The sequence below is a fragment of the Thauera sp. WB-2 genome (assembly GCF_027594845.1).
Classification (GTDB): domain Bacteria; phylum Pseudomonadota; class Gammaproteobacteria; order Burkholderiales; family Rhodocyclaceae; genus Thauera; species Thauera mechernichensis.
In genome coordinates, this window is sequence record NZ_CP088935.1 from 3,274,715 (window position 1) to 3,286,231 (window position 11,517).

Annotated in this window: 13 protein-coding genes; 5 read left to right on the plus strand and 8 right to left on the minus strand. The window is 66.7% G+C overall.

Annotated elements, in window-relative coordinates; translation table 11 throughout:
• Positions 1-15 precede the first annotated feature (15 nt).
• Positions 16-2,751, minus strand: coding sequence for a preprotein translocase subunit SecA (secA, locus tag LQF09_RS14995; RefSeq protein ID WP_270068333.1), 2,736 nt, complete (start codon positions 2,749-2,751; stop codon positions 16-18).
• Between the two features lie 87 nt (positions 2,752-2,838).
• On the opposite strand from secA, the gene LQF09_RS15000 reads away from it, so the two are divergent.
• Complete coding sequence (locus tag LQF09_RS15000) at positions 2,839-3,270, plus strand: DUF721 domain-containing protein (protein ID WP_002932256.1); 432 nt, start codon at positions 2,839-2,841, stop codon at positions 3,268-3,270.
• A gap of 36 nt (positions 3,271-3,306) precedes the next feature.
• Here LQF09_RS15000 and LQF09_RS15005 read toward each other — a convergent pair whose 3' ends face one another.
• The 4 genes from LQF09_RS15005 to LQF09_RS15020 form a co-directional block, all read right to left on the minus strand.
• Entirely contained in the window at positions 3,307-3,495 is a 189-nt protein-coding gene (locus tag LQF09_RS15005) for a hypothetical protein (protein ID WP_002932255.1), read from the minus strand.
• 27 nt (positions 3,496-3,522) lie between these two features.
• A complete protein-coding gene (gene lpxC, locus LQF09_RS15010; protein ID WP_002932254.1) occupies positions 3,523-4,449 on the minus strand; it encodes a UDP-3-O-acyl-N-acetylglucosamine deacetylase in 927 nt (308 codons plus the stop codon).
• Positions 4,450-4,590: 141 nt separating this feature from the next.
• Positions 4,591-5,478: an NAD(P)-dependent oxidoreductase gene (locus tag LQF09_RS15015; RefSeq protein ID WP_270068334.1), complete on the minus strand. Its 888-nt coding sequence runs from the start codon at positions 5,476-5,478 to the stop codon at positions 4,591-4,593.
• A gap of 17 nt (positions 5,479-5,495) precedes the next feature.
• On the minus strand, positions 5,496-6,377 hold the full coding sequence (locus tag LQF09_RS15020) for an NAD(P)-dependent oxidoreductase (protein WP_270068335.1): 882 nt from the start codon (positions 6,375-6,377) through the stop codon (positions 5,496-5,498).
• 121 nt (positions 6,378-6,498) lie between these two features.
• Between LQF09_RS15020 and ybiB the strand changes: the two genes are divergently transcribed.
• Positions 6,499-7,413, plus strand: coding sequence for a DNA-binding protein YbiB (gene ybiB, locus LQF09_RS15025; RefSeq protein WP_270068336.1), 915 nt, complete (start codon positions 6,499-6,501; stop codon positions 7,411-7,413).
• Between the two features lie 48 nt (positions 7,414-7,461).
• Positions 7,462-7,827: a PilZ domain-containing protein gene (locus tag LQF09_RS15030; protein WP_002932243.1), complete on the plus strand. Its 366-nt coding sequence runs from the start codon at positions 7,462-7,464 to the stop codon at positions 7,825-7,827.
• Between the two features lie 13 nt (positions 7,828-7,840).
• On the opposite strand, the gene LQF09_RS15035 is transcribed toward LQF09_RS15030, so the two are convergent.
• Entirely contained in the window at positions 7,841-8,725 is an 885-nt protein-coding gene (locus LQF09_RS15035; protein ID WP_270068337.1) for a pirin family protein, read from the minus strand.
• A 71-nt stretch (positions 8,726-8,796) separates the two neighbouring features.
• Positions 8,797-9,396 carry an FMN-dependent NADH-azoreductase gene (locus LQF09_RS15040; protein WP_002932238.1) on the minus strand — a complete coding sequence of 200 codons (600 nt, stop codon included), beginning with the start codon at positions 9,394-9,396 and terminating at the stop codon, positions 8,797-8,799.
• 114 nt (positions 9,397-9,510) lie between these two features.
• On the opposite strand from LQF09_RS15040, the gene LQF09_RS15045 reads away from it, so the two are divergent.
• Together LQF09_RS15045 and LQF09_RS15050 are read left to right on the plus strand one after the other, a co-directional pair.
• Positions 9,511-10,455 (plus strand): LysR family transcriptional regulator, encoded by a 945-nt coding sequence (locus tag LQF09_RS15045; RefSeq protein ID WP_270068338.1) that lies wholly within the window; start codon positions 9,511-9,513, stop codon positions 10,453-10,455.
• Positions 10,456-10,491: 36 nt separating this feature from the next.
• Positions 10,492-11,007: a disulfide bond formation protein B gene (locus tag LQF09_RS15050; protein ID WP_002932235.1), complete on the plus strand. Its 516-nt coding sequence runs from the start codon at positions 10,492-10,494 to the stop codon at positions 11,005-11,007.
• Positions 11,008-11,034: 27 nt separating this feature from the next.
• Here LQF09_RS15050 and LQF09_RS15055 read toward each other — a convergent pair whose 3' ends face one another.
• Positions 11,035-11,355, minus strand: coding sequence for a PilZ domain-containing protein (locus LQF09_RS15055; protein ID WP_232431652.1), 321 nt, complete (start codon positions 11,353-11,355; stop codon positions 11,035-11,037).
• Between the last annotated feature and the right edge of the window lie 162 nt (positions 11,356-11,517).

Genomic DNA, 11,517 nt, shown 5'->3' on the forward strand with positions numbered 1-11,517 from the left:
TGTCTCCGGTGCAGATCAGTTGAGTTTGCCGTGGCAGTGCTTGTACTTCTTGCCCGAGCCGCAGGGGCAGGGGTCGTTGCGCCCGACCTTGGGCACGGCATTGACCTGCGGCTGCGCGCCGCCCTGCCCCGCCTCGGTGTTGCCAAGCGCCTCGTCGTAATCGGCGTGCTGGTACTTCACGTTCTCGACCTGTTGTGGCGGCTCGGCCTGTTCAAGCTGAGATTCGGTGCGGATCTGCACCGTCATCAGGATCTTGGTGACGTCGGCACGTACGGTGTCGAGCAGCCCCTCGAACAGCTCGAAGGACTCGCGCTTGTACTCCTGCTTGGGGTTTTTCTGCGCATAGCCGCGCAGGTGGATACCCTGGCGCAGGTGGTCAAGCGCCGCCAGATGCTCGCGCCAGTGGGTATCCAGGCTCTGCAGCATGACGTTGCGCTCGAACTGGTGCCACGCCGCCGGATCGACGACTGCGGTCTTGGCCGCATAGGCCTCCTCGCCCGCCTGCACGATACGTTCGAGGATGGCCTCGTCGTCCAGGCTGGGCTCGGCCTTCACCCACTCGCCCACCGGCAGCTTGAGCTGGCACTCGGCGAGCAGGGCCTGCTCAAGCGCCGGGATCTCCCACTGCTCCTCGACGCTCTCGGCCGGCACATAGCGACGGAAGATGTCATGCAGCACGCCCTGGCGCATGGCGCGGATGGTGTCGGAGATATCCTCGCTCTCGAGCAGTTCGTTGCGCTGCTGATAGACCACCTTGCGCTGGTCGTTAGCGACATCGTCGTACTCGAGCAGTTGCTTGCGGATGTCGAAGTTGCGCTGCTCGACCTTGCGCTGCGCGGACTCGAGCGAGCGCGTGACCATCGCGTGCTCGATCGCCTCACCCTCGGGCATCTTCAGGCGCACCATGATGGCATTGAGGCGCTCGCCAGCGAAGATCTTCATCAGCGGATCTTCAAGCGACAGATAGAAGCGGCTCGAGCCAGGATCGCCCTGGCGGCCGGAGCGGCCACGCAGCTGGTTGTCGATGCGGCGCGACTCGTGGCGCTCGGTGCCGATGATGTGCAGGCCGCCGGCGGCGAGCACCTGCTCATGCACCTTGGCCCACTCGGCACGCAGGGCGCTGACGCGGGCCTCGAGCTCCTCGGGCGGGACACTCGAGTCCTCGCGCAGCGCGGCCACCGGCTTCTCGATGTTGCCGCCGAGCACGATGTCGGTGCCGCGGCCCGCCATGTTGGTGGCGATCGTGACCACGCCGGGACGACCGGCCTGGGAGACGATCTGCGCCTCGCTATCGTGCTGCTTGGCGTTGAGCAGCTGGTGATCGATCTTCGCCTTCTTGAGCAGACCGGAGAGGAACTCGTTGGTCTCGATCGAGGTGGTACCGACCAGCACCGGCTGGCCACGCTCGACGCAGCCGCGGATGTCCTCGATCACCGCATCCCACTTCTCCTTCGCGGTGCGATAGACCTTGTCGTTCTCGTCCTTGCGCTGCATCGGCCGGTTGGTCGGAATGACCACGGTCTCGAGGCTGTAGATGGAGTGGAACTCGAAGGCTTCGGTGTCGGCCGTACCGGTCATGCCGGCGAGCTTGCCGTACATGCGGAAGTAGTTCTGGAAGGTGATCGAGGCCAGCGTCTGGTTCTCGGCCTGGATGCGCACGCCCTCCTTGGCCTCGACCGCCTGGTGCAGGCCGTCCGACCAGCGCCGGCCCGGCATCAGGCGGCCGGTGAACTCGTCGACGATGACCACCTCGCCGTTCTGCACCACGTACTGCTGGTCCTTGTGGTACAGCGCATGTGCGCGCAGCGCAGCATAGAGATGGTGCACCAGCAGGATGTTGGCGGGGTCGTACAGCCCGCCACCCTCGGCGAGCAGGCCCATGCGTACAAGGATTTGCTCGGCGGTCTCGTGGCCTTGCTCGGTGAGCAGCACCTGGTGGGCCTTGAGGTCGACCGTGTAGTCGCCGGCCTCGATGACCTCGTCCTTGTCGTTGAGGCCGCCCTCCTGCTTCTTCAGCAGCGGCGCGACCTGGTTCATCTTGAGGTAGAGCTCGGTGTGATCCTCGGCCTGGCCGGAGATGATCAGCGGCGTACGCGCTTCGTCGATCAGGATGGAGTCCACCTCATCGACGATGGCGAAGTTCAGACCGCGCTGCACGCGCTCGCCGAGCGAATACACCATGTTGTCGCGCAGGTAGTCGAAGCCGAACTCGTTGTTGGTGCCGTAGGTGATGTCGGCAGCGTAGGCGGCCTGCTTCTGGTCGTGCGACATGCGTGACATGTTGCAGCCGGTGGTGAGCCCGAGGAAACCGTAGATCCGCCCCATCCACTCGGCGTCGCGGCTGGCCAGGTAGTCATTCACCGTGATGACGTGCACGCCCTTGCCCGACAGCGCATTGAGGTAGGCCGGCAGGGTAGCGACCAGGGTCTTGCCCTCGCCGGTGCGCATCTCGGCGATCTTGCCGTTGTGCAGCACCATGCCGCCGACGAGCTGGACGTCGAAGTGGCGCATGCCATGCACGCGCTTGCCGGCCTCGCGCACCACCGCGAAGGCCTCGGGCAGCAGGGCATCGAGCGTTTCGCCGTTGGCCACGCGCTGCTTGAACTCCGCGGTCTTGCCCCGCAAGGCCTCATCGGACAGCGCGGAGATCTCTGGCTCGAGTGCGTTGATCCTGCGCACGGTCTGGAAGTACTGGCGGACGAGGCGGTCGTTGCGACTACCGAAGATTTTCTTGAGCAGGCCGGAGATCATGTTTGGGGGTCGACGTCAATTCGGCAAAGGCGGCAGTTTATCATGTCGGACTCGATCACCTGATGACGCTTGTCGAGCCCGCGCACGATGTCCCAACTGCTGCACCGCTTCCTCGGCCAGGGCGACGCCCTCGCCCGCCTGCAGGACCATGCCGCCCGCCTGCGCCGCCTGCAGGGGGCGCTCGAACGCGGCCTGCCGCCTCAGCTTGTCGGCCAATGCCAGGTGGCGAACCTGAAGGACGGCACGCTCACGGTCAGCGCGCGCGGCGGCGCGGCGGCCGTGCGCCTGCGGCAGATGCTGCCCAGCCTCGTCGAGCACCTGGTCCGAGCAGGACATGCGGTGCAGGCCATCAAGGTCAAGGTGGGTACGCCGGAGCAGGTGCAATGGCGCCCGCCACCTGCCGAGCGCCACCTGTCGAACGACGCGAAGGACAATCTGAGCAAGTTCGCGCAAAGCCTGCCGCCCGATTCGCCGCTGCGCGAATCACTCGAGCGTCTGGTGCGCCGCAGCCGCCAGTAGACGAGCGCCGCGGGCCACAGCGCCGCGACGACAGAATCACACCATCGGCGCGAGCACGCGCTCGATCGCGAACAGGGCGAAGAAGACGAATACCACCACGACCGCAGCGCGAAAGGATTTCCACGCCCAGGCCTTGTAGCGCGGATTGCCGGTGAGCTGCCACAGAATCACCGAGCCGCCGATCGCCAGCACGGCGAGCAGCAGCAGCAGGCGCATGATCAGCATGGGGTCGCGACCTTCATCTGCGGACGCTCAGGCGAAAGCCTGCGCCAACGGCGCAAACTGGTGGGAGACGGCGGCCGGTGTGCTCGCATCCTTCTCGAAGGTGACGATCTCCCAGGCCTCCTGATCTTCGAGCAGCACGCGCAGGATCTGGTTGTTGAGCGCATGGCCGGCCTTGTGCGCCGAGTAGGCGGCCAGCAGCGGATGGCCGCACAGGTAGAGATCACCGATCGCGTCGAGCACCTTGTGCTTGACGAACTCGTCTGCGTAGCGCAGCCCCTCGGCGTTGAGCACGCGATACTCATCCATGACGATCGCGTTTTCCAGACTGCCGCCCAGCGCCAGGCCATTGGCGCGCATGAACTCGACATCCTGCATGAAGCCGAAGGTGCGTGCACGCGCAACGTCGCGCACGTAGGACTGCTCGGCGAAGTCGACCTTCACGCGAGTGGAGGTGCTGTCGATGGCCGGGTGGTTGAACACGATCGAGAACGACAGGCTGAAGCCGTCATACGGCTCGAGCCTGACCCATTTGTCGCCTTCGACATATTCGACCGCCTTCTTGACGCGCATGAACTTCTTGGGCGCCTTCTGCTCCTCGATGCCCGCCGACTGCAACAGAAAGACGAAGGGCGCCGAGCTGCCGTCGAGGATGGGGATCTCGGGCGCATCGACGTCGACATGCAGGTTGTCGACACCCAGGCCGGCGAGCGCCGACATCAGGTGCTCGACCGTACCGACCTTGTGGCCACCCTGCTCCAGGCCCGAGCACATGCGGGTGTCGCACACCGCATAGGGGTCGGCCGGCAGCGTGAGCGGCGGCTCGAGGTCCACGCGATGAAACACGATGCCCGTGTCGGGCGCCGCCGGGCGCAGGGTCAGGTTCACCTTGCGTCCGCCGTGCAGGCCGACACCCGTGGCCTTGACGATGGATTTGAGGGTACGTTGCCTGATCATGTCTATTGTCCTTTTTGATCGGGCATTTTAGCACGCACCCCCGTGACGCCCCGGCTATCGCGGCCATGCAGACAGGCTGTTGCGCAAGCAGATGTTGCAGCGCAACCACGCCTGCACAAGGCCTCGGCCGCGACTCGGAACTCAAGTCCGCAATCGGCCCTGAGCCTGCGTGGCCTCCAGCACCCGCAGCAGGCTGGAGATGTCGTCGCGCCCCATCCCCTGCGCCATCAGCGCGTTGAGTTGCTGCCAGACCTGAGCCGCGATCGGCAGCGGCACAGCTGCCGTCGCCGCCTCGTTCATCAGGATACCGAAGTCCTTATGGTGGAGCCGTGCCTCGATCCCGGCCGAAAAGTCCCGGCGCACCATCTTGTCGCCCATGATCTCCAGCATGCGTGAGGACGCCGAGCCCCCCAACAGCGCCGTGCGCACCGCCGCCAGATCGACGCCGTGGGCTGCAGCCAGGCGCATGGCCTCGGCGCAGGCCTGGACGACTGACACCATGATCATCTGGTTGCAGGCCTTGGCCACCTGGCCGGCGCCCGGCGGACCGATGTGCACGATGCGCTTGCCGAGCACCTCGAGCAGCGGACGTACGCGCTCCAGCACCTCGGGATGGGCGCCGGCCATGATCGCCAGCGTTGCATCACGCGCGCCCTGGGGCCCACCGGAGACGGGCGCATCCACCCAGTCGACGCCCTGGCGCGCGTAGCGCTCGGCCAGGCGACGCGCCGTATCAGGGGCGATGGTGCTCATGTCGAGATGGATGGCGTCTTTGGCAAAACCCTCGGCGAGTCCGTCCCCGCCGAAGGCGAGCGCCTCCACATCCACGCTCGCGGTGACGATGGTCACCACCACCTCGCTGCGTGCCGCCAGTTCGGCCGGGGTGGCACACAAGGGCACCCCCTCGGCGACCAGGCCAGCCGCTGACTCCGGCCGCCGCGCCCACACCGCAAGGGGGTGCCCGGCAGCGCGCAAATGGCGTGCCATCGACTCGCCCATTGCGCCCAGGCCGATGAAACCGATCCTCATGCCCATGCCCTCCTGCTTCACTCGGCCGCAGCGCCGCTCATGCGCTCGAGCAGCTTGAGCATGGCAACCGAATCATCCTCGCCCAGGCCGCTGCCGACCATGGCATTGAACAGCTGCGTCGTCGCCGCAGCCGATGGCAGGGCGAGCCCGAGCCGGTGCGCCTCTTCCATGACGATGCGCATGTCCTTCTGGTGCATCCAGGCCTTGAAGCCAGGCTTGAAGTTGCGCTCCAGCATGCGCTGACCGTGGTTCTCCAGGATGCGCGAATACGCGAAGCCGCCCAGCAAAGCCTCGCGCACGCGCCCAGCGTCGACCCCACTGCGCGTGGCGAAATTGAGCGCCTCGGCCACTGCCGCCACACCGACGCCGGTAAGGATCTGATTGCAGGCCTTGGCGACCTGGCCGGCACCGGCGTCACCGATGCGGGTGATCGAGCGCCCCATGGCCTCGAGCAGGGGCAGCACGCGCGCAAAGGCATCGGCATCACCGCCGGCCATGATGGTGAGCGAGCCAGCAATGGCGCCGACCTCTCCTCCCGACACCGGCGCATCGAGCGCCGTCACGCCGCACGCCGCCAAACGCGCTGCGATCGACTGCGCTGCGGCCGGTGCGATGGTACTCATGTCGATATGGATGTGACCCGCCCCTGCCGCCTCGGCCACGCCTGCCGGGCCGAGCGTCACCTGCTCCACGTCGGGCGCATCGGCCACCATGCTGATCGTCACTGCCGCCCGTCTGGCGACATCGGCCGCGCTCTCGCACTCACCCGCGCCAGCCGCCAGCAGCGGCTCCATCGACGCGCGACGGCGGCTCCAGACATGCACGCGATGACCTGCCTTGATCAGGTTGAGCGCCATGGGCCGGCCCATCAGGCCGAGTCCGATGAATCCAACTTCCATTCGATAGATCTCCGTGGGGGATAGGTTCGGCACGGCATGCACCGGAAGCCGAGCGAGGCCTGCCCGCGCACACCGCCGTTGCCGCTGGCAGGGCGGCAGGAAGCCCGCCATAATCCGGGCCATGAACTACGGCACAATCATCAAGGAAATCGGGCGGGGCGCCAAGGGCGCACGCGACCTCGACACGGACACGGCGGCCGCACTGTTCGGGGACATGCTCGACGGTCGCATTCCCGAGCTCGAGCTCGGCGCCATCCTGATCGCCTTCCGCATCAAGAGCGAGGCCCTGCCCGAACTGCTCGGCTTCAAGCAGGCGATGGACGCGCGCAGCGCCCAGATCCAGGTACCGGCGGGCCCCCGCTGCGTCGTCCTGCCGACCTACAACGGCGCACGCCGCCAGGCCAATCTGATGCCGCTGGTGGCGATGCTGCTGGCACGTGAGGGCGTTCCGGTGCTGATCCAGGGTCGTCACGACTTCGACACCCGGGTCAGCCCGTTCGCGTTGCTTGACGAGCTCGACCTGAGCCCGGCGGCCGACACCGCCGAGGCCGCAGCGCAGCTCGCGGACCGCCGCCTGGCGTGCATCAGCCTCCAGCGCCTGCTACCGGGTCTCGACCCCCTGCTTGCCCTGCGCACCCGCATGGGCGTGCGCGCCAGCGGCCACACCATGGCCAAGCTGATCGACCCCTGCCGCGGACGCAGCGTGCGCGTGGTGGCGGTCACCCACCCCGAGTACCTCGAGCGCATGGATGCCTTCCTGCGCCTGGACGGTGGGCGCTCGATGCTGCTACGTGGCACCGAGGGCGAGATCTACGCCAATCCTCGCCGCTGCCCGGAAATGAAAGCCTACGTCGACGGTGAGACGCGGCTGGCCGTCGCGGGCGAAGAAGGCGGCGCCCCACCGCTACCCGGGCTGCCAGACCTGCCGGGCGTCACCGACAACGCAGCACTCATCCGCGCCATGCTCGCGGGCGACGCCCCCATACCCGCCCCGATCACCGCGCAGGTCGCGGCGCTGAAAGCGCTCGCGCACTGAACACCGCGCGGGCGCAACACACAAGCCAACCCAAGGACTGATCGCGACATGGACACGCCCGAGCACAGACACTTCGCCCGCATCGGCTTTCACCACGGAGCCCGCTTCAGCGTCGCCGGACACACCGAGGCCTGCGAGATCCTCGACCTTTCACTCAAGGGCGCACTGCTGCAATTGCAGGACGGGGCGGCGATCACTTCTGGCGCCAGCTGCAGCCTCGAGCTCGTGCTCGATGACGGCGAGGCCGTGGTGCGCATGGACGGCCATGTGGCGCACTGCAGCGCGGGCCGGATAGGGCTCGCATGCACTGCAATCGACCTCGACAGCATCACCCACCTGCGCCGCCTGATCGAACTCAACCAGGGCGACGCCACACTGCTCGAGCGCGAACTCGCCGCCCTGCTGCCGCACTGAACACGCCGGTCGATCAGGCTGCAAACCGGCCCGCGCGGTAATCGGCGACGGCCTGATAGATCTCCTGCTCGGTGTTCATCACGAACGGGCCGTACTGGGCAATCGGCTCGCCCAGGGGGCGGCCGGCAACGAGCAGCACACGTGCATCGGCCCTGGCCTCCAACCGCACACCATCGCTGGCAGCCTCGTTGGCAAGGATGGCCATGGTGTGCTCGGGCACCACCTGCCCCGCAACCGTCAACTCACCCTGATAGGCGTAGATGAAGGCGTTGTGCTCCACCGCCAGCGGCTGCTCGAACTGCGCCCCCGCAGGCAGGTGAATGTCCAGATAGAGCGGCGCCGTGGCGGTGCGCGTCACTGCACCGCCCACGCCATGGCTCTCGCCCGCGATCACGGTGACCTCGACCCCGGCTGCGGTGCGCACGCGTGGCAACTCGTGGGCAGCGAAATCCCGGTACCAAGGTGCGCTCATCTTGTCGCTCGCCGGCAGGTTCAACCACAGCTGAAAGCCCGCCATCAGGCCGTCTTCCTGTTGCGGAATCTCCGAGTGGATCACCCCCCGGCCAGCCGTCATCCACTGCACGCCACCGCTTTCCAGCAAGCCCTCGTTCCCGGCGCTATCGCGATGCAGCAGACGGCCGGCGATCATGTAGGTCACCGTCTCGAAGCCGCGGTGTGGATGATCGGGGAAGCCGGCGATGTAATCCTCGGCCCGATCGCTGCCGAAGGCATCGAGCATCAGGAAAGGATCGAGACGGCGCTGCAGGGACTGTGTCAGCACGCGCGTCAGCTTCACGCCTGCACCATCGGAGGTCGGTACGCCGGTAACCAGACGTTCGACCGTGCGCGGCTGCACCACCGTAACCACAGGACTGGCACCTGCTGTCGTTGCACTCATGTCTGCTCTCCTCATGTCTGTCCTACCGCTGGCAATGCTGCGGCGGACAGGTCCGCCGCAGTTGCCGAAACTCACCCCAAGGCGACGGCGATATCCGCCTCAGCCTCGGCAAAGCCCTGCCGGGCCGACTCGTCACCCATGTTCAGCCCTTCCGCATACACGAAGCGCACATCGGTCATACCCAGGAAAGCAAACACCGTCTGCAGAAAGGGCGTCTGAGTGTCGGCCGGCGTACCGCGGTAGCGGCCACCGCGAGCGAAGGCGACGATCACCTTCTTGCCCTTGAGCAGGCCCTCGGGCCCACTCTCGGTATAGCGGAAGGTGACACCGGCGCGTGCGATCGCGTCGATCCAGTTCTTGAGCTGAGTCGAGATGCCAAAGTTGTACATCGGTACGCCGATCACGATCACGTCGGCAGCCTGCACCTCGGCAATCAAGGCGTCGCTCTCGGCCACGCGGACCGCCTGTTCCGGCGTACGCTGGTCGGCGGGGGTAAACAGCGCACCGAGCGCGCCTTCATCGATCACCGGGGCAGGATCGCGCGCCAGGTCACGCAGCACGATCAGCGCCTCGGGGTGGGTCGACTTCAGACGGGCAACGATGTCGCTGGCGACACGGGTGGAGTTGGCGCCTTCAGTGCGGGCACTGCCGTTGATCTGCAGAATGTTCATGTTCTCTCTCCTTGGGACGCTTGGGGTCAGGGTCTTGTTGCAAGACGGTGATGAGAGTCTAATCGTGCCCATTTAATTGATTAACCCCCCATTTAGAGCAACATTGTCTCAAAATTGGAACAATACGACCCCGCCGACCTGCTGATCTTCGCCCGCGTGGCAGAGGGTGGCAGCTTCACCGCCGCTGCCGACCGCCTCGGCCTGCCCAAGTCCACGGTCTCGCGCCGCATCTCCATGCTCGAGGAGCAGCTAGGGGAACGGCTGCTGCTGCGCACGACCCGACGCCTGACTGTCACCGAGTTCGGCGAGGCACTGCTCGAGCATGCACGCCAGGTCGCAAGCGAGATTGACGCTGTAAAGGCCCTCGCAGAAAGCCGCCAGGCCCGCCCCAGCGGACGCTTGCGCGTGTCGATGCCGAGCGACTTCGCCAACCTCCTGCTCACCGACGCCCTGGCCGCCTTCTGCGCCCTGCACCCCGCGGTGGCGCTGGAACTGGACCTGTCGCCACGGCGGGTCGACCTGCTCGGCGAGAACTTCGACATCGCCATCCGCATGGGCGAACTACCCGACGACACCGTGCTCGCCGCGCGCCGCCTGGCCGTGTTCCCTGCCGGACTTTATGCTGCCCCCGCATACCTCGCCGAGCATGGCGAACCCGAGCGCCCTGACGCACTCAACCAGCACCGCGCGCTGCGGCTGCTCGGACGCGGAGGCGCCCCATTAGGCTGGACGCTGATGCGGGGCGAGGAACGCTGGCAAGGCACGCCACCAGGCAGCATCACTGCAAACTCACCCGAGCTACTGATCCGACTGGCCCGCGGCGGCGCAGGCATTGCCGCGGTACCAGACTACTTCGCCGCCCCCTACGTGCGCCGCGGGGAACTGCGCCGGGTGCTCGCGGCGTGGTGTCTGCCCACCCACACGGCGTGGGCGGTGTTCCCGGGAAGACGGCTGATGCCGGCCAAGACACGCGCTTTTCTGGACATGCTGCAGGCTGCACTGGGCACGGGGACCGCGGCGGGAACCGAAACCGCGACACCACGCTCCGAGGACGCATGACCTACAATGGGCGCCCGCCCAGGAAACCGATACCCGATGTCCCTGATCCACACCCTGCTGCACCTGCCAGCGCGCGTGCTCTACCTCGCCCTGTTCGGCACCGCCATCGGCCTGCTTGGCTTCGGACTCTACCTGCAGCACGTAGGGGGGCTGGAACCCTGCCCGATGTGCATCATGCAGCGTTATGCCTTCCTGGGCGTGGCACTCGTTGCCCTGGTCGGCGGCCTGCACGGCCCGGGCCGCAGCGGCAGCCGCGTGTACGCGGCGCTGATCGCCGTGGGCGCGCTTGGCGGCGGCGGCATCGCCGCGCGCCAGAGCTGGATGCAGCTCTTTCCGCCTGAGATCCCGGAGTGTGGTCCAGGATTGGAATTCATGCTGGAGAGCTTCCCTCTGGGCGAGGCCCTGCCAATGATCTTCCGTGGCGCGGGCGACTGCGTCGCCATCGACTGGACCTTCCTCGGACTGTCGATCGCCAACTGGTCGCTGGTAACCTTCACCGCCACCTTCGCCTTTGCGCTGTGGATGCTGGTCCGCCGGGAGGCGGCACGCTGAGAAAGGCCGCGCCGATGGTGCGCGCGCTCAGTCGACCACGCGCACGATCTGGCCGCCGATCTCGTAGCGGCCATCACCGAGCGCATTGCAGCGCGTAACCTCGAGCTTGGTGATCAACGGCGGGCGGTCCGGTGTCGGCGAACCAAGCGGCCCCAGCACGGCAACATCGATGACCTCGTTGCGCCCCGGCACATAGGCCGCATGCAGCGTCATGCCTCCCACGCCGATCTCGATGCAGGTCGCGTCTACCCGTTCGCCGTTACGCAACGCGATGTAGGCGGGGCACCCCAGCGGCAAGCGCCGATTGAGGCGTCGATCCTGGTGCGGCGGTACGTCATTCGTGGCCATATGCATCCCGGAGCTGATGAGCATCGCGTGATTCTAGCGCGTGCCGCTGCCACAGGTGTCTTCCCCGCTCGAAGCATCAGCTGTCCGGCGTGCACAAGTGCACGGCGCCGGGCACAGGGACGAGAGCCCCGTCATCCTGTCCAGCAGCGTGCGCCCTTCAGA